18 protein-coding genes are annotated in these 23226 nt (G+C 74.2%); 13 read left to right on the plus strand and 5 right to left on the minus strand.

What is annotated here, in order from left to right; genetic code table 11:
• Positions 1 to 132: 132 nt before the first annotated feature.
• Positions 133 to 1527, minus strand: a complete 1395-nt coding sequence (lpdA, locus tag ABD948_RS20995) for a dihydrolipoyl dehydrogenase (RefSeq protein ID WP_345271923.1) — start codon at positions 1525 to 1527, stop codon at positions 133 to 135.
• Positions 1528 to 1699: 172 nt separating this feature from the next.
• On the opposite strand from lpdA, the gene ABD948_RS21000 reads away from it, so the two are divergent.
• Positions 1700 to 2092: a hypothetical protein gene (locus ABD948_RS21000; protein ID WP_345271926.1), complete on the plus strand. Its 393-nt coding sequence runs from the start codon at positions 1700 to 1702 to the stop codon at positions 2090 to 2092.
• A 101-nt stretch (positions 2093 to 2193) separates the two neighbouring features.
• Here the strand turns inward: ABD948_RS21000 and ABD948_RS21005 are convergent, their stop codons facing one another.
• A complete protein-coding gene (locus ABD948_RS21005; protein ID WP_345271930.1) occupies positions 2194 to 3708 on the minus strand; it encodes a leucyl aminopeptidase in 1515 nt (504 codons plus the stop codon).
• A 108-nt stretch (positions 3709 to 3816) separates the two neighbouring features.
• Between ABD948_RS21005 and gcvT the strand changes: the two genes are divergently transcribed.
• The 8 genes from gcvT to ABD948_RS21045 all read left to right on the plus strand — a co-directional run bounded on the left by gcvT (position 3817) and on the right by ABD948_RS21045 (position 11212).
• Entirely contained in the window at positions 3817 to 4971 is a 1155-nt protein-coding gene (gene gcvT, locus ABD948_RS21010) for a glycine cleavage system aminomethyltransferase GcvT (protein WP_345271933.1), read from the plus strand.
• 4 nt (positions 4972 to 4975) lie between these two features.
• Positions 4976 to 5233, plus strand: a complete 258-nt coding sequence (locus ABD948_RS21015; protein ID WP_345271936.1) for a hypothetical protein — start codon at positions 4976 to 4978, stop codon at positions 5231 to 5233.
• An 11-nt stretch (positions 5234 to 5244) separates the two neighbouring features.
• Positions 5245 to 6093 carry a PhzF family phenazine biosynthesis protein gene (locus ABD948_RS21020; RefSeq protein WP_345271939.1) on the plus strand — a complete coding sequence of 283 codons (849 nt, stop codon included), beginning with the start codon at positions 5245 to 5247 and terminating at the stop codon, positions 6091 to 6093.
• Positions 6094 to 6240: 147 nt separating this feature from the next.
• Positions 6241 to 7053 carry a thymidylate synthase gene (locus ABD948_RS21025; protein WP_345271943.1) on the plus strand — a complete coding sequence of 271 codons (813 nt, stop codon included), beginning with the start codon at positions 6241 to 6243 and terminating at the stop codon, positions 7051 to 7053.
• 15 nt (positions 7054 to 7068) lie between these two features.
• Positions 7069 to 7557 (plus strand): dihydrofolate reductase, encoded by a 489-nt coding sequence (locus ABD948_RS21030; RefSeq protein ID WP_345271946.1) that lies wholly within the window; start codon positions 7069 to 7071, stop codon positions 7555 to 7557.
• A 51-nt stretch (positions 7558 to 7608) separates the two neighbouring features.
• Positions 7609 to 8526: an LLM class F420-dependent oxidoreductase gene (locus ABD948_RS21035; RefSeq protein WP_345271952.1), complete on the plus strand. Its 918-nt coding sequence runs from the start codon at positions 7609 to 7611 to the stop codon at positions 8524 to 8526.
• Positions 8527 to 8570: 44 nt separating this feature from the next.
• Positions 8571 to 9470, plus strand: coding sequence for a 4-hydroxy-tetrahydrodipicolinate synthase (gene dapA / locus ABD948_RS21040; protein WP_345271956.1), 900 nt, complete (start codon positions 8571 to 8573; stop codon positions 9468 to 9470).
• A gap of 56 nt (positions 9471 to 9526) precedes the next feature.
• Entirely contained in the window at positions 9527 to 11212 is a 1686-nt protein-coding gene (locus ABD948_RS21045; protein WP_345271960.1) for a ribonuclease J, read from the plus strand.
• Here ABD948_RS21045 and cydD read toward each other — a convergent pair.
• From cydD to ABD948_RS21060, 3 genes are read right to left on the minus strand one after another with little or no spacing between them, the layout of a single operon-like run.
• The gene (gene cydD / locus ABD948_RS21050) at positions 11199 to 14576 is read right to left on the minus strand and encodes a thiol reductant ABC exporter subunit CydD (protein ID WP_345271968.1); all 3378 of its coding nucleotides are present in this window, start codon (positions 14574 to 14576) and stop codon (positions 11199 to 11201) included. The genes ABD948_RS21045 and cydD overlap by 14 nt on opposite strands.
• Positions 14577 to 14587: 11 nt before the next feature.
• Positions 14588 to 15583, minus strand: a complete 996-nt coding sequence (gene cydB / locus ABD948_RS21055; protein WP_345271973.1) for a cytochrome d ubiquinol oxidase subunit II — start codon at positions 15581 to 15583, stop codon at positions 14588 to 14590.
• A gap of 44 nt (positions 15584 to 15627) precedes the next feature.
• Entirely contained in the window at positions 15628 to 17070 is a 1443-nt protein-coding gene (locus tag ABD948_RS21060) for a cytochrome ubiquinol oxidase subunit I (RefSeq protein ID WP_345271977.1), read from the minus strand.
• Between the two features lie 87 nt (positions 17071 to 17157).
• Between ABD948_RS21060 and ABD948_RS21065 the strand changes: the two genes are divergently transcribed.
• From ABD948_RS21065 to ABD948_RS21080, 4 genes are all read left to right on the plus strand, one after another.
• Positions 17158 to 17532, plus strand: coding sequence for a BlaI/MecI/CopY family transcriptional regulator (locus ABD948_RS21065; protein WP_345271981.1), 375 nt, complete (start codon positions 17158 to 17160; stop codon positions 17530 to 17532).
• 28 nt (positions 17533 to 17560) lie between these two features.
• Entirely contained in the window at positions 17561 to 18442 is an 882-nt protein-coding gene (locus ABD948_RS21070; RefSeq protein ID WP_345271983.1) for a M56 family metallopeptidase, read from the plus strand.
• A gap of 67 nt (positions 18443 to 18509) precedes the next feature.
• Positions 18510 to 21275 (plus strand): DNA translocase FtsK, encoded by a 2766-nt coding sequence (locus ABD948_RS21075; RefSeq protein WP_345271988.1) that lies wholly within the window; start codon positions 18510 to 18512, stop codon positions 21273 to 21275.
• Entirely contained in the window at positions 21275 to 22981 is a 1707-nt protein-coding gene (locus tag ABD948_RS21080; RefSeq protein WP_345271995.1) for a helix-turn-helix domain-containing protein, read from the plus strand. The genes ABD948_RS21075 and ABD948_RS21080 overlap by 1 nt, the downstream gene beginning before the upstream one ends.
• The last annotated feature ends 245 nt before the right edge of the window (positions 22982 to 23226 follow it).

Below are 23226 nucleotides of genomic sequence, written 5' to 3' on the forward strand. Positions count from 1 at the left end.
TGAGCCAGCGGGTGACCGTGCCCTCGGTGACGGACTCGCCGAGTGCGGGGAGGTTGACTTCGGTGGCCATGGTGTTCCTTCTCTGTGGCGGTTCGCTGGTCGGTGCTGCGCTGTTCGGTGGGGCGTGTGCGGTCAGGAGTGGGCGTGGAGGGCCTTGCCGGCCAGGGCCAGGTGGGCCTCGCCGAGCGCCTCGTGCTGGGTGGGGTGGGCGTGCACCAGGGGCGCGACGTCGTCGGGGTGGGCCTCCCAGCCGTGGATCAGCTGGGCCTCCCCGATGAGCTCGCCGACCCGGTCCCCCACGAGGTGGACTCCCACCACGGGGCCGTCGGCCAGGCGCACCAGCTTGACCAGTCCCTGCGTGCGCAGGATCTGGCTCTTGCCGTTGCCACCCAGGTCGTAGGTCAGGGTCTCGACGGCGCCGTCGCCGTGCTGCTCGCGGGCAGCGGCCTCGGTGAGGCCGACCGAGGCGACCTCGGGGTGGCTGTAGGTGACGCGGGGGATGCCCGCCTCGTCGATGGGCTGCGGGGCGAGCCCGGCGATCTGCTCGGCCACCAGGATGCCCTGGGCGAAGCCGCGGTGGGCCAGCTGCAGGCCGGGGACGATGTCGCCGACGGCGAAGACGCCCTCGAGGTTGGTGCGGCAAAGCTCGTCGGCGAGCACGAAGCCGCGGTCCATGGCCACGCCCTGCTCCTCGTAGCCCAGCCCCTCGGTGCGGGGGCCGCGGCCCACCGCCACCAGGAGCAGCTCGGCCTCGAGCACGTCACCGCTCTCGAGGGTGACGGCGACGCCGCTCGAGGTGTGCTCGACGGACGCGAAGCGCGCCTCGGTGCGCACGGTGATGCCGCGCTTCTTGAACGTGCGCTGCAGGACCGCGGAGCAGGCCTCGTCCTCGGCGGCGACGAGCCGCGGAAGGGCCTCGACGATCGTGACCTCGGCCCCGAAGCTGCGCCAGACGCTGGCGAACTCGCACCCGATCACGCCGCCGCCCAGGACCACCACGGAGGCCGGTACCCGCTCGAGGCGCAGGGCGTGCTCGGAGGTGAGGACGCGCTCGCCGTCGGGCTCCAGGCCCGGCAGGGTGCGCGGCTGGGAGCCGGAGGCCAGCACCACGTGCGCACCGGAGCGCACCGTGCTGGCGCCGTCGGCGTCGGTGACGGTGACCTCGCGGGGGCCGGTGAGCCGGCCGGTGCCCTCGAGCACCGTGATGCCGCGGCTGCGGACCAGCCCCGTGAGGCCCTTGAACAGCCGCGAGACGACGCCGTCCTTGTAGGCGTTGACGCCTGCCACGTCGATGCCCTCGAGCGTGGCGTTGACGCCGAAGGCGGCTGCGCCGCGGGCGGCGTCGGCCACCTCGGCGGCGTGCAGCAGCGCCTTGGTGGGGATGCAGCCCTCGTGCAGGCAGGTGCCGCCGAGCTTGCCCTGCTCGACGAGCCCGACGGAGAGTCCGAGCTGGGCCGCGCGCAGGGCGCAGGCGTAGCCGCCGGACCCCGCTCCGAGGACGAGGACGTCGAACTCCGACCCACTCACGCCTGTGCCGCTTCCCTTCCACCGCCGGTCTCGGTCGCCTCCATCCTTGCACTACGCGAGCCCCTCCTGTCACACGGTGAGGTGACGCGCCGGTAGGACTCGCCGGTAACCCGGCCCGGCGGTCGCGGCCCGTCCTCCGGCGGCTGTTCGACCCACAGGGCACAATGGGCGCATGGGCATGATGGATCGCTTCCGCCGCGGCGCGCGCACCAAGATGAGCAAGCCGTCGCGCGACGGCTTCCGCACCGGCTCCACCACGGTGCGTGCCTCGGACCGCACCGACGAGGTGCACCTGCGCGAGTTCGTCGCCGAGCGGCACGGTGTGGAGGGGTTCGTCGAGCCCCGCACCGCCGTCAGCGACGTGACGCTGCTGCTGGTGGCCCACGACGGGGAGTGGACGCGGCGCCGGGTGCCCTCGGTCAACTGGGCCCACGACTTCTGCAACAAGCACCAGGTGCCCTCCTACGACGCTGCCGTGGTGGGCGTGCCGCAGCGCATGCGCGACTACAACCGGCGGATGAAGCTCGAGCAGGCGCGTCAGCGTCGCGAGGACCTCGGCGGCTGATGCTCGGGCCCTATGCCCCTCGGGGTATGTGACCGCCGGCGGCGTCGTGGCGATCCCACGACTACGTGGGAACGCCGGTCAGCGGGCCGGGCCCGGGAGACTCAGGCGCTGAGCCGCCGCGCGAGCTCCACCAGCGTGGTGACGCCGTAGCCGGTGCCGCCGCTGGTCACGTGACCGCGCGGGCCGCCCGAGTTGAAGGACGGGCCCGCGATGTCGACGTGCGCCCAGGGGCGCCCGGCGGTGAACTCGCGCAGGAACGCCGCGGCGAACAGCCCGCCGCCCCAGCGCACCCAGTCGTGCTGGGCCAGGTCGGCGACCTTGCTGGAGTGGATCCGCTCGCTCATCTGCTCGGGGATCGGCATCGGCCAGGCCTGCTCGCCGGCGTCGCGGGCGGCGTCGAGCACGTGGCCCACGACCTCGTCGGTCCCCATGACGCCGGCCACCTGGTCGCCCAGCGCGACCACCATGGCGCCGGTGAGCGTGGCGACGTCGACGATCACGTCGGGCTCCTGCTCGGTGGCCCGCACCAGGGCGTCGGCCAGCACCAGGCGGCCCTCGGCGTCGGTGTTCTGCACCTCCACGGTGGTGCCGCCGTAGATGGTGAGCACGTCGCCGGGCCGCAGGGCGTCGCCGGAGAGCATGTTCTCGGCCATGGCCGCGTAGGCGGTCACCGTGATCGGCAGCTCCAGCGCCGCGATGGCGAGGACGGCCTGCACGACGGCGGCGGCACCGGCCATGTCGGACTTCATCTCGCCCATGCTGGCGGCGGGCTTGATGGTCAGGCCGCCGGAGTCGAAGGTGATGCCCTTGCCGACGAGCGCGAGGTGGGTGCGCGCGTCCTTGGAGGTGTAGCGCAGCTCCACGAGTCGCGGCGGCGCCGAGGACCCCGCACCGACGCCCAGCAGGCCGCCGCAGCCCAGCTCGGCCAGCTGCGCGTCGTCGAGGACCGTGACCTCGACCCGCTGGCCGCGCCGCGAGTGCTCCTTGCGGTGCGCCTTGGCCGCCTCGACGACCGCGTCGGCGAAGGCCGGCGGAGTGAGGTCACCGGGCGGGGTGTTGACCCAGTCGCGGGTGGTGGCGACGGCGGCGGTCAGCACCTGCGCCTCCTCGAAGGCCGTGACGACCTCCTTGCGGCGCGCGAGCGTCGAGCAGACGACCAGCTCGGCGATCCCGGTGGTGTCGGGCTTGGACTGGTAGGTGGTGAAGCGGTAGGCGCCGAGCAGGAACCCCTCGGTCGCGGCGGCCACCAGCTCGGCGGAGCCGGCGGGGAGCGCCAGCGCCACCGACGCGGCGTTCGGCACGGCCCGGGCCGCCACCCCCGCGGCGCGGCGCACGGCGTCGACCTGCGCCTGGCCCTCGGCCACCTCGCCGAGACCGACGAGCACGAGGACGGGGGAGCCGATGGTGCGCGAGGTGGGCACCTTGAGCACCTCGCCGGCCTTGCCGGTGGCGGCCAGCGTGGCCAGCAGCGGCCTCCACGAGCGGCCGTAGGCCTGGGCCACCTCCTCGCCGCCGGGGGCCACCTCGGCCTGGCCCCGGCGCTGCTGCAGGCCGACGACGACGGCGTCGGCCTTGGTCTTGGCGGGGTTGGCGTTGCGCAGCGCGGAGGTGGTCACGCTCGCAGGATAGGTGGCGCCGCCCACCGGCTCGGCCGCCGGCTCGGCTGCCCCGGTGTCGCCCGGTGCCGCCCGGTGACGGGGTCGGCGCTGCGGTAGGTTGCGGCCATGGCCGCAGATCCCTCCCCGAGCCCGGCCGGCGAGACGCTGCGCTCGCCGCTGCACGACCGCCACGAGGCACTGGGTGCCAAGTTCTCCGACTTCGGCGGCTGGTCGATGCCGCTGGACTACAGCGGCGGCGCCGGTGGGGTCGTGGCCGAGCACACGGCGGTGCGTGAGCGGGTGGGGCTCTTCGACGTCAGCCACCTGGGCAAGGCGCTGGTCACCGGTCCGGGCGCTGCGGAGTTCGTCAACGCCACCCTCTCCAACGACCTCGGCCGGATCGGTCCCGGCCAGGCGCAGTACACGCTGTGCTGCGACGAGGCCACGGGCGGCATCGTCGACGACCTGATCGTCTACCTGCGCGACGAGACCCACGTGCTGCTGGTGCCCAACGCGGCCAACACCGCCGAGGTGGTCCGGCGGCTGGAGGAGGCGGCGCCCGAGGGCGTGCGCGTGCGCGACCACCACCGCGGGTACGCCGTGCTGGCCCTGCAGGGTCCGCGGTCCGACGAGGTGCTCGAGGCCGTCGGCCTGCCGGCCGGCCACGACTACATGAGCTTCGTCGAGGCGGGCTTCGCCGACGAGCGCGGCGAGGAGGTCGGCGTGGTGCTCTGCCGCACCGGCTACACCGGCGAGCGCGGCTACGAGCTGATCTGCGACGCCGACGCTGCCGGTGCGCTGTGGGACGCCCTGATGGCGGCCGGCGCCGAGCACGGCATCGCCGCCTGCGGGCTGGGCGCCCGCGACACCCTGCGCACCGAGATGGGCTACCCGCTGCACGGCCAGGACATCTCGCTCGACGTCACGCCCAACGAGGCCCGCCTGGGCTGGGCGGTCGGCTGGAAGAAGGAGGCGTTCTGGGGTCGCGAGGTGCTGCTGGCCGAGCGCGAGCAGGGCGCCGCGCGCCGCCTGACGGCCCTGGTCTCCACCGGCCGCGCGATCCCGCGGCCGCACATGGGGGTCAGCCTCACCGCCGACGTGCCGGTGGGCGAGGTCACCTCCGGCACCTTCTCGCCCACCCTGAAGAAGGGCATCGCCCTGGCGCTGGTCTCCCGCAGCGTCGACCCCGAGGCGGAGCTCGGCGTCGACGTGCGCGGGCGCCGCGAGGTGTTCACGCAGACCAAGCCCCCGTTCGTCGACACCTCGGTCCGGGAGGGCTGACCACGTGAACCTGCCCGAGCAGCCCAGCACCTTCCGCAGCGCCACCCCGGCCGAGCAGCCCTGGTGGTGGCGCCTGCTCGACGCCGAGGGCTCCGAGGTCGCCGTCGAGGGCCCCCTGGCCGACCAGCGCTTCCCCACCCAGGCCGACGCCGAGTCGTGGGTGGGCGAGTTCTACGCCGAGCTGGCCGAGGAGGGCGTCGACGCCGTCACCCTGCTCGAGCACGAGCGCGAGGTCTACGGCCCCATGTCCCTGCACCCCTGAGGGCGGCCGCCGTGCGCGAGTTCCGCCAGGTCGACGTCTTCTCCGACGCCGCACTGCGCGGCAACCCGGTGGCCGTGGTGCACGGCGCGGAGGGGCTCGACGACGAGCAGCTGGCCGCGTTCGCGCGGTGGACCAACCTCTCCGAGACCACCTTCCTGCTGACCCCCACCGCCCAGGGTGCCGCCGGTGGTGCCGACTACCGCTTGCGGATCTTCACCCCCGGCGGTGAGCTGCCCTTCGCCGGCCACCCCACCCTCGGCTCGGCACACGCCTGGCTGGAGGCCGGCGGGAGCCCCGCCGCCCCGGGGGTCGTGGTGCAGGAGTGCGGGGCCGGCCTGGTGGCCGTGCGCCACGAGGCCGGGTCCCCCCTGGCTTTCCGTGCCCCGCCGCTGCTCCGCTCGGGCGCACCGACCGCCGACGAGCTCGCGGCCGCACTGCGCGCGCTCCGCGTCGGGCCCGACGCGGTGCTCGAGACCGCCTGGATCGACAACGGTCCCGGCTGGCTCGGCGTCCTGCTGGCCGACCCGGGCGCCGTGCTGGCGCTCGAGCCCGACTGGTCCGCGTTCGGCGAGCTCAAGATCGGCGTCGCGGGCATCCAGCCCGACCCCGGGCCGGACGGGCCCCACGTGGAGGTGCGGGCCTTCTGCCCCCAGTACGGCGTGCCGGAGGACCCCGTGACCGGCAGCCTCAACGCCGGCCTCGGCCTGTGGCTGGGTGGGCGACGGCTGCCCCGGCGCTACATGGCCGCGCAGGGCACGGTGCTGCAGCGCGCCGGACGCGTGCACGTGAGCGTCGAGGACGCAGACGTCTGGGTCGGCGGTGCCACCCGGACGACGATCCGCGGCACGCTGGCCCTCTGAGCCACCGCCGCCGGGGTGGGCGGTGCCCGGGTGACCGGACAGCAGCCTCGAACGGTCACTGACGCACCGCTGCCCGGGTGGGTCCACGGGACCCGGCAGGCGGTCCGGCAGCACCGCGCCGGGGGCCGGGTGGACTACGCTCGGCGCGTGCGCCAGTACCTCGACCTCGTCCAGCGGATCCTCGACGAGGGGGTCGAGAAGGGAGACCGCACGGGCACCGGGGTGCTGTCGGTCTTCGGCCACCAGATGCGCTTCGACCTCGAGGCGGGCTTCCCGCTGGTGACCACCAAGAAGGTGCACACGCGCTCGGTGTTCGGCGAGCTGCTGTGGTTCCTGCGCGGCGACACCAACGTGCGCTGGCTGCAGGAGCGCGGCATCAGCATCTGGGACGAGTGGGCCGACGAGCTCGGCGACCTCGGGCCGATCTACGGCCACCAGTGGCGCTCCTGGCCCACCCCCGACGGGCGGCACGTCGACCAGCTCGCCGAGGTGGTGCAGGCGCTGCGCACCGACCCCGACTCGCGCCGTCACGTGGTCTCGGCGTGGAACGTGGCCGACATCCCGCAGATGGCGCTCGCGCCCTGCCACACGATGTTCCAGTTCTACGTGGCCCCCGCGGCCGACGGTGGGGCCGCGCGCCTCTCCTGCCAGCTCTACCAGCGCTCGGGCGACGTGTTCCTCGGCGTGCCGTTCAACATCGCCTCCTACGCCCTGCTCACCCACATGGTGGCCCAGGTGGCCGGCCTGCGGGTCGGGGACTTCGTGCACACGCTCGGCGACGCCCACCTCTACCTCAACCACCTCGAGCAGGCCCGCCTGCAGCTGACCCGCGACCCGCGGCCCCTGCCGCGTCTGGTGCTCGACCCGGCCGTCACCGCGATCGACGAGTTCGACCTCGAGCACGTCGCCCTCGAGGGGTACGACCCGCACCCGGGCATCAAGGCCCCCATCGCGGTCTGAGCGGGACGGGGCGAGATGAGCAAGCGCATCCTCTGCGTGGCCGCGGTGGCCCGCAACGGCGTCATCGGCGACGGTCCGCGCATCCCGTGGTCGGTGCCGGGCGAGCAGGCCGAGTTCAAGAAGCTGACCCTGGGCCACGTGCTGGTCATGGGGCGCACCACCTTCGAGTCGATCGGCCGCCCGCTGCCCGGCAGGACGACGATCGTGCTCACCCGCGACCGCTCCTGGCGCGCCGACGGCGTCGCCGTCGCCCACTCGTTCCTCGACGCGCTGGCGGTCGCGGCCGGCCACGACGGCGAGGTGGTCGTGGCCGGGGGTGCGCAGGTCTACGCCGAGGCCCTGCCGCTGGCCAGCGAGCAGGTGCTGAGCGTCATCCCGCTCGAGCCCGAGGGTGACGTGCGCTACCCGGCGTTCGCCGAGAAGGACTGGGTGGAGACCGACCGCGAGGTGTTCGACGGGTTCGAGCGGGTCTGGCTGCAGCGCGTCGGCTTCCGCCAGGACTGAGCACACCGCCTGACGGTCGGGCGTGGAGGTGCCTCCTGGCAGGCTGGGCACATGTTGCTGCGCGTGTTCACCGAGCCCCAGCAGGGCGCCACCTACGACGACCTCCTCGCGGTGGCGCTGGAGTCCGAGCGTCTCGGCTTCGACGCCTTCTTCCGCTCCGACCACTACCTGGCGATGGGCACCGACGGACTCCCCGGCCCCAGCGATGCCTGGATCACCCTGGCCGGCCTCGCGCGCGACACCTCGACGATCCGGCTCGGCACGATGATGACCAGCGCGACGTTCCGCCACCCCGGGCCGCTCGCGATCGCCGTCGCCGGCGTCGACCAGATGAGCGGCGGCCGGGTGGAGCTCGGCATCGGTGCCGGCTGGTACGCCGCGGAGCACGAGAAGTACGCCATCCCCTTCCCGGGGACGGGGGAGCGGTTCGACCGCTTCGAGGACACCCTGGCCATCGTCACCGGCCTGTGGGCCGCCCGGGGCCCCTTCTCCCACACGGGGCACCACTACTCGGTCACCGACAGCCCGGGGCTGCCCAAGCCGGTGCAGACGCCGCCGCCGGTGCTGATCGGCGGGCTCGGCAAGCGCCGCACCCCGGCGCTGGCCGCGCGCCACGCCGACGAGTTCAACCTGCCGTTCGTCGACGCCGACACCACCCGCGAGGCCTTCGACCGGGTGCGCCGCGCCTGCGAGGACGCCGGTCGCGACCCGGCGACGCTGCGGCTCTCCAACGCCCTCGTGGTGTGCGTCGGTGCCGACGAGGCCGAGTTCCGGCGCCGGGCCGCCGCCATCGGACGCGAGCCCGACGAGCTGCGCGAGAACGGCGTCGCCGGCACCCCCGAGGAGGCGGTGGCCACCCTGCGCCGCTTCGCCGAGCTGGGCAGCGAGCGCGCCTACCTGCAGGTGCTCGACCTCGCCGACCTCGACCACCTGCGGCTCCTGGCCGCCGAGGTGGCACCCCACGTCTGAGCGCCTGTCGAGGACCGTCCCTCCCGAGCGATAGCCTGGGCGCCATGAGCTCCACCGCCGCGGCACCCTACGGCCGGCTCCTCACCGCGATGGCCACCGCCTTCCACGAGGACGGCTCGGTCGACCTCGAGGGCACCGCGGCGATCGCCGCCCACCTGGTCGCCACGGGCAACGACGGCGTCGTCGTCAGCGGCACCACCGGCGAGAGCCCCACCACCACGGTGGAGGAGGACGGCGAGATCCTGCGCGCCGTCAAGGACGCCGTCGGCGACCGCGCCACGGTGATCGCAGGCGTCGGCACCAACGCCACCGCGCACTCGGCGGAGCTGGCGCGGCAGGCCGAGAAGGTCGGCGTCGACGCCGTGCTGCTCGTGACGCCGTACTACAACAAGCCGGGCCCGGCCGGCATGACCCACCACTTCACCGAGGTGGCGCGGGCCAGCGACCTGCCGGTGATGCTCTACGACGTGCCCGGCCGCACCGGCCAGGCCATCCCGCTCGAGGTCTACGAGCAGATGGCGCGCCTCGACGTGGTCACCAGCGTCAAGCACGCCACCGGCGACCCGACGGCCGCCGTCGCGCTGCGCCAGCTCGGCTACGCCGTCTACTCCGGCGACGACGCGCTGGTGCTCGGCTACCTCGCCCACGGTGCCGTCGGCCTGGTCTCGGTGGTGGGCCACGCGGCCTCCGCCGAGCTGGCCGCTCTCATCGACGACTTCCAGCGCGGCGAGGTCGCCTCCGCGCTGGAGCGCTACACCCGGCTGGCGCCGGCGTTCACCGCCGTCATGGGGGTCACCCACTACGGCGCCACCACCGCCAAGGCCGCCCTCGAGCTGCTGGGCGTGCTCGACAACCGCCGCGTGCGCGGGCCCCTCGTGCCGCTCGACGACGCCGAGGTGGCGGCGCTGCGCGCGGGGCTGGCCGCCGCCGGCCTGCTGACCTGAGACCCGATCCACCCGCGCGCACCGCGCACGTCACACGCATCTCGAAGAGGACCTGAGTGAGTCACCCGCACCCCGAGCTCTCCGCCCCGCCGAGCCTGCCGGAGGGAGCCCTGCGCGTCATCGCGCTGGGCGGTCTCGGCGAGGTGGGCCGCAACATGACCGTGTTCGAGTACGACGGCCGGCTGCTGATCGTCGACTGCGGTGTGCTCTTCCCCGAGGAGAACCACCCCGGCGTCGACCTGATCCTCCCCGACTTCGACGCCATCCGGCACCGGCTCGACGACGTCGAGGCGCTCGTGCTCACCCACGGCCACGAGGACCACATCGGTGCGACGCCGTACCTGCTGCGCGAGCGCGGCGACATCCCGCTGATCGGCTCGGAGCTGACGCTGGCGCTGCTCGACGGCAAGCTGCGCGAGCACCGGTTGCGCCACACCGTGCACCACAAGGTCTCCGAGGGCGACACGATGAGCCTGGGGCCCTTCGAGCTGGAGTTCATCGCCGTCAACCACTCCATCCCCGACGCCCTCGCGGTCGCCATCCGCACGCCGGCCGGTCTGGTGCTGCACACCGGCGACTTCAAGATGGACCAGCTGCCGTTGGACGGCCGGATCACCGACCTGCGCGCCTTCGCCCGGCTGGGCGAGGAGGGCGTCGACCTCTTCCTCACCGACTCGACCAACGCCGAGACCCCGGGCTTCACGCCCACCGAGAAGGCGATCACCCCGGTCATCGACCAGGTGTTCCGCGAGTCCCAGCAGCGCATCATCGTGGCCTGCTTCGCCTCGCACGTGCACCGCGTGCAGCAGGTGCTCGACGCCGCGGTCGCCCACAACCGGAAGGTCGCCTACGTCGGGCGCTCCATGGTGCGCAACATGGGCATCGCCCGCGACCTGGGCTACCTGCGCGTGCCCGCCGGCACCCTGGTGGAGGCCAAGGAGCTGGCCAAGATCGCGCCCGAGCGGCAGGTGCTGCTCTCCACCGGCTCGCAGGGCGAGCCGATGAGTGCGCTCTCACGGATCGCGCAGCGCAACCACGACTTCGTCCACATCGAGGAGGGCGACACCGTCCTGCTCGCCTCGAGCCTGATCCCCGGCAACGAGAACGCCGTGTTCCGGGTCATCAACGGGCTCTCCCGCTGGGGCGCCCGCGTGGTGCACAAGGGCAACGCGATGGTGCACGTCTCGGGCCACGCCAGCGCCGGCGAGCTGCTCTACTGCTACAACATCGTCCGCCCGCGCAACGTGCTGCCCGTGCACGGCGAGATCCGGCACATGCTGGCCAACGCCGCACTGGCACGCCAGACCGGCGTCGAGAACGTGGTGGTGGCCGAGGACGGCGTCGTCGTCGACCTCGTCGACGGCAAGGCCTCGATCACCGGCAAGGTCGACTGCGGCTACGTGTTCGTGGACGGCGCCTCGGTCGGCGACATCACCGAGTCCTCGCTCAAGGACCGTCGCATCCTGGGCGAGGAGGGCTTCATCTCCGTCATCCTGGTCATCGACTCCCAGACCGGCCAGGTGGTCGGCGGCCCGGAGATCCAGGCCCGCGGTTTCGCCGGGGGCGAGTCCACCTTCGACGAGATCCGGCAGCCGATCATCGACGCCGTCGCCGTGAAGGTGGCCGAGGGCGTCACCGACGAGTACCAGCTGCAGCAGGTCGTGCGCCGTGTCGTCGGCCGCTGGGTCAGTCGGGCGCACCGTCGTCGCCCGATGATCATCCCGGTGGTCATCGAGGCCTGAACCCGGCGGGGCGTCCCGTCGCAGACGTCGGCGCGGGCGGCTGGAGCGGCTCGGGCGGCGCGGACCCGCCGAGGCGGAGCACGTGGTCCACGTGCTCCAGGCCGTCCTCGACGTGGGTGATCCAGACGACGGCACGGCCGGCACGGTCCTCGAGCACCTGACCCGTCACCTCCCGGGCCGTCGCCGTGTCCAGGTGCGCAGTCGGCTCGTCCAGCACCAGCACCGGGTGGTCGGCCAGCAGCAGGCGGGCCAGCCCGATCCGGGCACGCTCGCCCCCCGAGACGTCGTCGCCGCCGCTGCCCAGGCGCGTGCCCAGGCCGTCGGGCAGCGAGTCGAGCCACGGCCCGAGCCGCGCCGCCCGCAGCGACGCCTCGACCTCGTCGTCGTCGGCGCCAGGTCGGGCCAGGCGGACGTTCTCGGCCAGGGTGGAGGCGAACAGGTACGGGTCGTCGTCGAGCAGCCCGACGACCTCGCGCACGTCGTCGGCCCGCAAGCCGGCCACGTCGGTGCCGCCCACGGTGTGGGTGCCGGTGCGCGGCGCGAGGAAGCGCAGCAGCACCGCGGCCAGGGTGCTCTTGCCGCTGCCCGAGGGGCCCACGACCGCGACGGCGTCGCCGGGCCCGAGCCCGAGCGTCACCGGCTCGGTGGAGGCCGCTCCCGGCCAGCCGGCGCGCACCCGGTGGAGGCGCACCTCGGTGCTCGCGGGAAGTGCCGCCGGGTGCTCGGTCTCCCTGACCGCGGGTGGCGTGCGGGCCAGCGACTCCAGGCGGTCCGCGGCAGCCCGCGTCGTCACCCCGAGCGCCCCGGCGTCCGCGACCGGTGTGACCACCTCGGCGAGCGCCAGCGGGACGAGCACGAGCAGCGCGGCGACCGGCGGCGCGAGGGCGCCGGCGGCCAGGGCCGGTGCGACCGCGGCGGCCACGGCTCCCAGGGCCAGACCGGCACCCAGCAGGGGCAGCCCCCGCGCCACGGCCAGCCAGCGGCCGGTCGAGCCGGTGGCCCGGTGCAGGAGGGCTCCGGCCTCCTCGACGCCGGCGAAGGCGCTCGACGCGGCCTGCCAGCGTCGCAGTGGCGCGGCGTCCGTGAGCGACTCCAGCACGCGGCGCGAGAGCAGTGCTCGCGCCTCGACGGCCGCAACGGCCCGGCGGCGGGCACCGAGCCGGGCGGTGACCCACGCCAGGAGGCCGCTGCCTGCCGCCGCGAGCAGCACCACCGCGGCCGCGGGTACCGACCAGAGGGTCAGCACGCCGGCCGCGAGCGCGCTCGTGCCCAGCCAGGTGACGAGGGGCTGGCGCACCCGCAGCTGCCGGTCCAGCAGCGCGTCGACGTCGTCGACCACCGAGGCGAGCAGGTCGCCGCGACGGCGGCCCAGCGCACCCGGCACGAGCGGGACCAGGTCGTCGTAGACCTGGGCCCGGCGTTCGGCGAGCAGTCGCAGCGCGGTGTCGTGGGAGAGCAGCCGCTCGGCGTAGCGCAGCACCGGGCGGGCGATGCCGAACGTGCGCACCCCCACGATCGCCACCATCAGGGTGAGGACGGGCGGCTGCTCGGCCGAGCGTGCGATCAGCCACCCCGCGGTGGCGGTGAGGGCGACGCCGGAGGCTGCGGCGAGGGTCGCCAGCAGCGACGCCGCCGCCAGCCGCGCCCCGGTGTGCGCGGCCGGACGCGCCGGTGGGAGTGTCGCGGCCGGTCGCACGGTCGTCGTCCGGCCGGGTGCGTGCGCCGCGTGCTCGGCGGGTGCGGGGGAGGGCGGCTCGGGAGCCATCAGCTCGACGACGACGTCGGCCGCGGCCACCAGGGCCGGCCGGTGCGCCACGACCACGACGCAGCTCTCGCGGGCCAGCTCCTGGATGACGCGCACCAGCACCGCCTCGGTGCCGGCGTCCAGGTGGGCGGTGGGCTCGTCGAGGAGCACGTAGCGGCGGTCGGCCACCAGCACGCGGGCGAGCCCCAGACGGGCCCGCTGGCCGGCCGAGAGACCGGCGCCGTCCTCGGTCAGGCGCAGGTCGAGCGTCAGGTCGAGGCGCACCCTCGCCAGCGCGGCGCGCAGCTCGTCGTCGGTGGCCGTGTGGCGGGCCACGCGGAGGTTCTCGGCCACGGTGGCGTCGCGCAGCCAGGGCCGCTGCTCCAGGTGGGCCACGTGGGCGCGCCACACCTCGGGGTCGATCGCGCCCAGGGCGTGCTCGCCCACCCGCACGCGGCCCGACTCCACGGGTAGCTCGCCGAGCAGGGCGGCCAGCACGGTGCTCTTGCCGCAGCCCGAGGGGCCGGTGAGCGCGGTGAGCCCGTGGGCGGGCACCGTGGCGCTGAGACCGGCGACCGCCGGCGCGGTCCGTCCCGGCCAGCGCAGCGTCACGTCGTCCAGGTGCAGGTCGCCGTGGGGCTCGCTACGTGCCGGGCCGCCGGGGTCGAGAGCGGTGCTCTGGGTGCGTAGGGCCTCGATGGCCTCGAACGTCGCAGTGCCCTCGGCGGCCGCGTGGAACTCTGCTCCCACGCGACGAAGTGGCCAGTAGGCCTCGGGTGCCAGCAGCAGCACCACCAGCGCGGTGCTCAGCCCCAGCCCGCCGTCGGCCAGGCGCAGGCCCACCGTGACGGCCACCAGCGCGACCGAGAGAGTGGCCACCAGCTCGAGCACGGCGGAGGAGGCGAACGCCAGGCGCAGCACGTGCCGGCTCGCCACTCGGTACCGCTCCGTCACCGCGCGGACCAGCTGCGACTGCGCTCCCGCGCGGCGGTGCGCCACCAGCGTCGGCAGCCCGCGGACGACGTCGAGGAAGTGACCGGACAGCTGCGAGAGCGCCCGCCACTGCTGCTCTGCGCGGTCGCGGGTGGCGAGTCCCACCAGCGCCGCGAACACGGGCACCAGCGGCAGCGTCACCAGGACCACGAGGGCGGCGGGCAGGTCCTGGCTGGCGATGGCCAGCACCGTGAGCGGCGGCAGCACGACGGCGACCACCAGCGCCGGCAGGTAGCGGGTCAGGTACGGCTCGACGGCGGCGACGCCGCGTGTGGCCAGGAGGGCCAGCTCCCCGGGCGGGGGCACGCCGGGACGCTGCTGCAGCCCCGCCTCCAGGACCAGCGACCGCAGGTGGCGTCCCACGCGCGCGGCCGCCCGGATCGCGGCCAGCTCCACCAGGACGCCGACCGCGGCACGGGCGGCGAGCACGCCGAGCACCCACCCGGCGGCGTCGAGCCAGCCGGTGCCGGTGGGGTCGGCGAGCAGACGGGTCACCAGGGCGGTGACGGCGAAGGCCTGTGCCACCACGAGCCCGCCCGTCAGCACCTGCCCCAGGACGACGACGGCGAGCGGTCGCGTCGCGGGGCGCAGGTGGGGGAGGAGTCGGGGGTCCAGGGGCCGGGGCATCGCGCGGGACCTCAGACCGGGATGTGGTGGACGGAGATGCGCTGCCGGAAGATCCAGTACGACCAGGCCTGGTAGCCGATCACGAACGGAGTCACGAGCACCGCGACCCACGTCATGATCCCGAGCGTGTAGGGCGTCGCCGCCGCGTTGGTCGTGGTCAGCGAGAAGGCGGCGTCGGTGCTGGAGGGCATCACGTCGGGGAAGAGACCGAGGAAGAGCCCGGCCACGGCCAGCGCGATGGCGACGAAGGTGCCGGTGAAGGCCCAGCCCTCACGGCCGGCGGCCAGCGCGACCAGCGCGGCCAGCAGGCCGCAGGCCGCCAGCGCGAAGACGACCGCCGAGGCGCCCGTGCCGGTGTGCAGCTGGGCCCAGAGCAGGAACGCCACGGCGACGACGGCGGTGCCGCTGCCCAGTCGCAGGGCGAGGGCGCGGGCGCGGTGGCGGATCTCCCCGTCGGTCTTGAGCGCGAGGAACACGGCGCCGTGGGTGAGGAAGAGCAGCAGGGTCGTGAGCCCGCCGAGCAGGCCGACCGGGTTGAGCAGGGTCAGCAGCCCGCCGGTGTACTCCAGGTCGGCGTCGATCGGGACGCCGCGCACGATGTTGGCGAACGCGACGCCCCAGAGCACCGCCGGGACCAGGGAGCCGATGATGATGGCGCGGTCCCACCACCCGTGCCAGGTGGCCTCGGGGCGCTGGTGGCGGTACTCGAAGGCGACGCCCCGGACGATCAGGGCCAGCAGGATGAGCAGCAGCGGCAGGTAGAACCCGCTGAACAGCGTGGCGTACCACTCGGGGAAGGCCGCGAAGGTGGCCCCGCCCGCCACGAGCAGCCAGACCTCGTTGCCGTCCCAGACGGGGCCGATGGTGTTGATCATGACGCGGCGCTCACGGTCGTCGCGGGCGAGCACCGGCAGCAGCATGCCGACCCCGAAGTCGAAGCCCTCGAGGGCGAAGTAGCCGATCCACAGCACGGCGATCAGCGCGAACCAGACGGTGGTGAGCTCCATGGCGGGGCCTCTCGTGGGCGGTGGGGGACCGGGGGTGCCGGCGGTCAGTAGGCGAAGGCGAGCGGGGCGTCGTCGTCCCGGCTCCCGCCGCCGGGGCCAGGCTCGGGCAGCGCGGGTGCGCCGGCGCGCACGGCGCGCAGGATGAGCCCGACCTCGACCACGGCGAGGGCCGCGTAGATGGCGGTGAGGCTGAGCAGGGAGATGGTCGCCTCGGTGACCGAGACACCGGGGGAGACGGCCCGGTCGGTGGTCATCAGCCCGAAGACGGCCCACGGCTGGCGGCCCATCTCGGTGAAGATCCACCCGAACGAGTTGCCGGCCAGGGCGCCCAGGGGGAGGAAGATCAGCAGGCGTCGGAACCAGGGGGAGGTCGGCGTGCGCCCGCGACGGGTCAGCCAGAGGACCAGACCGGCACCGGCGGCGGCGGCCATGCCGAAGCCCATCATGAGCCGGAAGGACCAGTAGGTGACCGGGATGACCGGCACGTACTCCTCGGGCGTGTAGTAGGTGGCTCCGGGGTCCTGCCCGTAGGTGGCGCGGTACTCCTCGCGCAGGTCGTTGATGCCCCGCACCTCGCCGTCGAACGAGCCGGTGCCGAGGAAGCTCAGCAGGCAGGGCACGGTGAGGGCGAACTTCTCCTCGCGGCCGTCGGGGGTGCCGAGGGTGAGCACCGAGAACGGGGCGCAGCTCTCGGCGGTCTCGTAGAGACCCTCCGCGGCCGCCATCTTCATGGGCTGCACCTCGGTCATCACCTTGCCCTGCAGGTCGCCGGTCACCGCCACGCCGAGCCCCGCGACGAGGGCGACCACGGCGCCCAGGCGGACCGCGCGCAGGTGCAGCGGACGGTCGGCCCGGTGGTCGCGGCGCACGTAGAGCCAGCCGGAGACGGCGACCACGGCCAGGCCGGCGGTCAGGTAGGCGGCGAGCACGACGTGCGGGAAGGTGACCAGCTGCACCTTGTTGAGGAGCACGGCACCGAAGTCGTTGAGCTCGGCCCGCCCGGTCGTGGGGTTGAACTCGTAGCCCACCGGGTGCTGCATCCAGGAGTTGGCGGCCAGGATGAAGTAGGAGGAGAACAACGTCCCGACGTGGACGATCCACATGCAGGCCACGTGAACGCCCCGCGGCAGCCGGTCCCAGCCGAAGATCCACAGGCCGAGGAACGTCGACTCCAGGAAGAAGGCGAGCAGCCCCTCGATGGCCAGCGGGGCACCGAAGACGTCGCCCACGAACCGGGAGTAGTCCGACCAGTTCATGCCGAACTGGAACTCCTGCACGATCCCGGTCACCACGCCGATGGCGAAGTTGATGAGCAGCAGCTTGCCGAAGAGCTTGGTCAGGCGGAGGTACTCGGGGTTGCCCGTCCGGATCCAGCGGGTCTCCAGCCAGGCGACCAGGGCGGTGAGCCCGATGGTCAGGGGCACGAAGAGGAAGTGGAAGACGGTGGTGGCGCCGAACTGGAGCCGGGCGATGTCGACGACGTCCACGGGGTCCTCCTGGAGACTCGACTACGACGTTGCGTAGTAGGTACTACGGAGAGTAGTACGGTCGGCGTCGTAGGTACAATCCCGTGCATGCCCTCCTCGCGCCCCGTCCTCGGCGACCTCGAGCGCGCCGTCATGGAGCGGCTCTGGACCGCCGGGGAGGCCTCCCTCACCGTGCGCGAGGTGCACGCGGGTCTCGCGCAGGAGCGGGAGATCGCCTACACGACCGTGATGACGGTGATGGACCGGCTCGCGCGCAAGGGCCTGGTGCTGCAGGAGCGTGAGGGACGCGCCTACGGATACCGCGCCCGCGGCTCCCGCGCCGAGATGACCGCGGAGCTGATGCGCGAGACCCTTGACGACTTCGCCGACCACGACCGCGGCACCGCCCTGGTGGCCTTCGTCGACGCCGCCAGCCCCGAGGACGTCGCGGCGCTGCGCCGCGCCCTCGCCGAGCTGGTGTGAGGGCTCCGCCGGGGCCCGGGGTGGGGACGTGCTGACCCCGGTCCTGCTCGGGGCGCTGGCGGTGCTGCTGGCGGGCCCGGCTCCCCGGCTGCTGGCGCGCGCCGCGGCGGTCCGCCACACCCCGCGCGCCGCGCTGGTCCTGTGGCAGGGCGTGGCCCTGGCCGCCGTCCTGGCCGCCCTGGGTGCCGGCCTCGCGCTGGCCACCCACCAGGCCTGGCGCCGGGCGCCAGACCCGGTGTCGGTGGCCGTCGCCGGCCTCGCGCTGCTCGTCACCGCGGTGGTCCTGGGGCGGTTGCTGCTCACCGCGCACCGCACCGGCACGCGGCTGCGCGCCCTGCGACGCCGTCACCGCCGCCACCTCGACCTGCTGGGGCAGCGCGACGAGGCGGTGGGGGAGGGGGTGCTCGTGCTCGAGCACGAGGTGCCGGTGGCCTACTGCCTGCCCGGCGTCGGCCGCTCGCGCGTGGTGCTCTCGGCCGGCGCGCTGGGTCGCCTGGAGCCCGACGAGCTGGTCGCGGTGCTGGCGCACGAGCGCGCACACCTGCGCGCCCGCCACGACCTGGTGCTCGAGGCCTTCAGCGTGCTGCACCGCGCCTTCCCGCGGTGGGTCTCCAGCGCCTCGGCCCTGGAGGAGGTGCGACTGCTGGCCGAGGTGCTGGCCGACCGCGCGGCCGCCCGCCGCGCCGGCCGCGCGCCGCTGGCCCGGGCGCTGGTGACCCTGGCCGCGGGTGCCGCTCCCGAGGGCTCGGTGGGGGCTGCCGACGACGTCACGGGGCTGCGCACGCGCATCGAGCTGCTGCGCGAGGTGCGCCGCCGTCCCGTGCAGGCAGCCCTGGTGCTGGCGGCTGCCGGGGCGCTGCTGGTGCTGCCGACGGCCTTCGTCGTCGGGCCGTGGCTCGGCGGGCTGTGACCTGAGGGAGAAACACGCACTCGTGTGGTGCGTGTGGCTGGTGTGACGGTGGCCTAGGTTGGGTGTCATGGCGACCCGTACGTCTTCCCCGCCGGGGTCGCGGAGCTCGAGCACGTCCTCGGACGGCGCGAGCACCCGACCTCGGAGCGCCCGGAAGCCTTCCAGCACCCGTACCTCCACCACGCGCGCCACGAGCGCACGCAAGCCTGCTGCGTCCTCGCGGGCCAAGAGCGGCGCCAAGGGGTCGACCCGGACCGGCAGCAAGACCGCGAGCAAGGGCCGGAGCACGGCCGCCCGGCCGGCGCCGCGCGCGGTGCGCACCGGGCCCGGCCCGATCGCACGCCTCTTCGGGGCCCTGTTCCGCGGCCTGGCCACGGTCTGGCTGGCGATCGCCCACGGCGTCGGGGCCACCGCGCGCGGTGTCGGACGCGGCGCCGCCGAGCTGGACCCCGCTCACCGTCGCGACGGGCTGGGCCTGTTCGTCGTCGGTCTGGGTCTGGTCTGCGCCGGTGCCATCTGGTTCGAGGTGCCCGGCGGTCTGATGGAGCTGGCCCGCACCCTGGTCGCGGGCACCGTCGGCAAGGTGGCCTGGTTCGTGCCCCTCCTGCTCGTGCTCGGTGGCTGGCGCGTGATGCGCGACCCCCAGCGCCAGGGCCCCGCCGGCCGCCAGGTCATCGGGTGGACCGCGCTCGCCTTCGGCGTGCTCGGCGTCGTGCACGTGGCCAACGGCAGCCCCCGCCCCGTCGCCGGCGACACCTCGGCGCTGCGCGAGGCCGGCGGTGCCGTCGGGTTCGTCGTCTCCTCCCTGCTGATGGACCTGCTGCGCACGCCCTACGTGGTGGTGCCGCTGCTCGTGCTGCTCGCGGTCTTCGGCGTCCTCGTCATCACCGCCACCCCCGTCTACCGGGTGCCCGACCGGCTGGCCTACCTGCGCGACCTCGCGCTCGGCCGCGGGGAGCACCAGTACGACGACGCGCAGCTGCACGACGAGACCGGTGAGATCGACCCCGACATGGGCGACCCCGCCTACGACAGCCCGGTCATCACGCCGCGCGAGCGCAAGAAGCGGGAGCGCGCCGCGGCCGCCGAGGCGGAGGCCGAGGCCGCCCTCGCGGCGATCGACGACGACGCGACCGGCGCGTGGCCCGCCCCGGGCGCCGGCGACACCGCCGAGCGGCCCAAGGTCACCGCCGACCCCCTCGACGTCGCCCTGGCGCAGGGTGCGGACGGCGGCGGGGCGACGCCGCCGCGCGCCGCCCGCCCGGCCCCCGTCGTCGTCGACGAGCCGGACACGGCCGGGGACCTCGAGCCGCCGCCGCACACCCCGATCCCGCAGCGCGTCGAGCAGCTCATGCTGTCGGGCGACATCACCTACTCCCTGCCCGAGAACGGGGTGCTGAAGGAGGGCTCGCCGCACAAGGCGCGCTCCAAGGCCAGCGACGCCGTCGTCGACCGGCTGACCCAGGTGATGGAGGAGTTCGCCATCGACGCGCAGGTCACCGGCTACACCCGGGGCCCGACCGTGACGCGCTACGAGGTCGAGCTCGGTCCCGCGGTGAAGGTCGAGAAGGTCACCGCGCTGAGCAAGAACATCGCCTACGCCGTGGCCTCGGCCGACGTGCGCATCCTGAGCCCGATCCCCGGCAAGTCGGCGATCGGCATCGAGATCCCCAACCTCGACAAGGAGATCGTCAGCCTCGGCGACGTGCTCCGCTCCGGCACCGCCCGCTCGGACCACCACCCGATGGTGGCCGGGCTCGGCAAGGACGTCGAGGGCGGCTTCGTGGTGGCCAACCTGGCCAAGATGCCGCACCTGCTGGTGGCCGGCGCCACCGGATCCGGCAAGTCCAGCTTCATCAACTCCATGATCACCTCGGTGCTGATGCGGGCCACGCCCGACGAGGTGCGGATGATCATGGTCGACCCCAAGCGGGTGGAGCTGAACGCCTACGAGGGTGTGCCGCACCTGATCACGCCGATCATCACCAACCCCAAGAAGGCCGCCGAGGCGCTCGCCTGGGTGGTGCGCGAGATGGACCTGCGCTACGACGACCTGGCCAACTTCGGGTTCCGCCACATCGACGACTTCAACAAGGCGGTGCGCGCGGGCAAGGTCACGGTGCCGCCCGGGAGCGAGCGCGAGCTGGCGCCCTACCCCTACCTGCTGGTCATCGTCGACGAGCTCGCCGACCTGATGATGGTGGCCCCGCGCGACGTCGAGGACGCCGTCGTGCGGATCACCCAGCTGGCCCGCGCGGCCGGCATCCACCTGGTGCTGGCCACCCAGCGGCCCTCGGTCGACGTCGTCACCGGTCTGATCAAGGCCAACGTGCCCTCGCGGCTGGCCTTCGCCACCTCCTCGCTCGCCGACAGCCGGGTCATCCTCGACCAGCCGGGCGCGGAGAAGCTGGTCGGCCAGGGTGACGGCCTGTTCCTGCCGATGGGCGCCTCCAAGCCCGTGCGCGTGCAGGGATCGTGGGTCACCGAGGCCGAGATCGCCCAGGTCGTCAAGCACTGCAAGGGCCAGCTGGAGCCCACCTACCGCGAGGACGTCACGGCGCCGACGCAGAGCAAGCGCGAGCTCGACGACGACATCGGCGACGACCTCGAGCTGGTGGTGCAGGCCATCGAGCTGGTGGTCTCCACCCAGTTCGGCTCCACCTCCATGCTGCAGCGCAAGCTGCGCGTCGGCTTCGCCAAGGCGGGCCGGCTGATGGACATCCTCGAGAGCCGCGGGGTCGTCGGACCCAGCGAGGGCTCCAAGGCCCGCGACGTGCTCGTCAAGCCCGACGAGGTCGACGCCGTCATCGCCACGATCCAGGGAGAGATGTGATGAGCGCACCCGACACGACGCTGCCCGAGACCGACCGCCACGGCGAGGTCGAGGAGACCGGGCCCGAAGCCAATTCCGAAGCCAATCGTGACGCCGGGCCCGACGCCGGGCCCCGCGAGACCTTCGAGGTGCGTCGCCGCGTCGGCCTGCCCGCCGTGCTCGGGGCAGCCGCCGCCGTCACCGGCGTCGCCTACCTGGCGCGGGCCTCCTCCGGCGGCTCGCTGCTCGAGTGGGCCGTCGGCGCCGTCATGGTGCTGGTGGCCGCCGCCTACGGGCTGGCGCTGCTGGACTCCCGGGCCCCCCTGATGGTGGCCGACCGGCACGGTGTGCGGCTGCGCCGAGGACGCGCCTGGACCGGCGTCGCCTGGCCCGAGGTGGAGCTGGTCGAGCACCTGCCGCGCCGCGGCCTGGTGCGCGACGGCTGGATCCTCGTCGCCCGCGCGCACGACGACGACCTGGTGGTGCCGCTCTCGCTCTCTACGCGGCTGGTCGACGTCGCGCCCGCCGAGGTCTCGGTGGCGCTCGACGAGCTGGCCGACGGGCTGACCGAGGTCGTGGAGATCGACCCCGCGCTGGCCGAGGAGCCGGCCGACGAGCCGGCCGACGAGCCGCTCGAGGACGAGGTCGAGGCCGGCGAGATCGGTGCGCTCGACCAGGACGTGACGGTGGAGCAGGAGCCGGAGGCTGGCGTGGTTGTCGCTGACGCCCCGGTCGTGGACCCCGCCGGCACGCACGACGGGCCCGAGCCCACCCGGCCGCTGCCGCCGCCGGTGCGGCCGGTGGTCGCCAGCCCGACGCCGTCGCCGCTGCGCGAGAGCCGACCCGCGGTGCGCGCACACGTCGAGGGCGCCACCGCGCGCCGGCTCGACCTGGACGAGGACCCCGAGGCCACGGCCGTGCGGCTGCCCGAGCACGTCGAGCCGCACCGCGGGAGCGATCCCGAGCTCGAGCAGCTGGCGCTCGACGAGCCCGACCAGTTCGTCGTCGAGCCCGCACCCGACCCGGTCATCGGTCCCCAGCTCGCGGGCGCGCGCACGCGACTGGGCCTCACCGTCGACCAGCTCTCCGAGCGCACCCGGATCCGGCCGCACGTCATCGAGGCCCTCGAGGTCGACGACTTCGCGCCGTGCGGGGGCGACTTCTACGCCCGCGGCCACCTGCGCACCCTGGCCCGCATCCTCGGGGTCGACGCCGAGCCGCTGCTGGCCACCTACACCGAGCGCTACGCCGACGCGCCGATCGACCCGCGTCGCGTCTTCGCCGCCGAGCTCGCCTCCGCCCGCGGTGGCGCGCTGCGCCCCACCCGGGGCCCGAGCTGGTCGGTGCTGGTCGCCGCGGTCATGGCCGTGGTGCTCGTGTGGTCGATCGCGCGGCTGGTGATGGACGACGGCCCGAGCGTGCAGCCGCAGGTGCGGGGCATCAACTCCTCCGGCGGTGTCAACAACGACTTCGCCTCGGCGGCCGAGCCCCTGCCCGTCGTCATCACCGCGGCCGGCGGTGGTGCGCGGGTCGTGGCGCGCGACGGCGCGGGCGAGATCGTCTTCGACGGCCAGCTCGCCTTCAACCAGTCGCAGTCCTTCCAGGCCGCACCCCCGGTGCGGATCAGCACCACCGACGGCTCGCTCGAGGTGACGCTGGACGGCGAGGAGCGCGGTGCCGTGGGCAGCACCGGGCAGCAGGCGCAGCAGACCTACGTGGTGCGCTGAGGACGGTCCAACGCCGGCGGGGGCGGATGTTGCTGCCGGTGCTGGTGGGCCTTCTGTGGCTCGTGAGCTCGGACGTGATCCCACGTGGACGTGGGATCACGGAACAGGGGGGTCAGAATTCTGGCCCCCCTGTTCCGCGTTCCCACGTGGACGTGGGAACGCCTCCTCGCCCCCAACACAGCACCACCAGCCCCAGCAACCCCACCCACCCCACCGACCGCGGTCCCCACGGTTCGCGGGAGGTG

This window comes from Nocardioides nanhaiensis, assembly GCF_039542785.1.
GTDB classification, from domain to species: domain Bacteria; phylum Actinomycetota; class Actinomycetes; order Propionibacteriales; family Nocardioidaceae; genus Nocardioides; species Nocardioides nanhaiensis.

What these genes read in the sequence shown, in the direction of transcription:
- cydB (WP_345271973.1), bottom strand. Translation starts at nt 15,583, where the DNA reads ATGGAGCTCACCACCGTCTGGTTCGCGCTGATCGCCGTGCTGTGGATC.
- gcvT (WP_345271933.1), top strand. Translation starts at nt 3,817, where the DNA reads ATGGCCGCAGATCCCTCCCCGAGCCCGGCCGGCGAGACGCTGCGCTCG.
- ABD948_RS21075 (WP_345271988.1), top strand. Translation starts at nt 18,510, where the DNA reads ATGGCGACCCGTACGTCTTCCCCGCCGGGGTCGCGGAGCTCGAGCACG.
- ABD948_RS21000 (WP_345271926.1), top strand. Translation starts at nt 1,700, where the DNA reads ATGGGCATGATGGATCGCTTCCGCCGCGGCGCGCGCACCAAGATGAGC.
- ABD948_RS21030 (WP_345271946.1), top strand. Translation starts at nt 7,069, where the DNA reads ATGAGCAAGCGCATCCTCTGCGTGGCCGCGGTGGCCCGCAACGGCGTC.
- ABD948_RS21080 (WP_345271995.1), top strand. Translation starts at nt 21,275, where the DNA reads ATGAGCGCACCCGACACGACGCTGCCCGAGACCGACCGCCACGGCGAG.
- ABD948_RS21035 (WP_345271952.1), top strand. Translation starts at nt 7,609, where the DNA reads ATGTTGCTGCGCGTGTTCACCGAGCCCCAGCAGGGCGCCACCTACGAC.
- dapA (WP_345271956.1), top strand. Translation starts at nt 8,571, where the DNA reads ATGAGCTCCACCGCCGCGGCACCCTACGGCCGGCTCCTCACCGCGATG.
- ABD948_RS21065 (WP_345271981.1), top strand. Translation starts at nt 17,158, where the DNA reads ATGCCCTCCTCGCGCCCCGTCCTCGGCGACCTCGAGCGCGCCGTCATG.
- cydD (WP_345271968.1), bottom strand. Translation starts at nt 14,576, where the DNA reads ATGCCCCGGCCCCTGGACCCCCGACTCCTCCCCCACCTGCGCCCCGCG.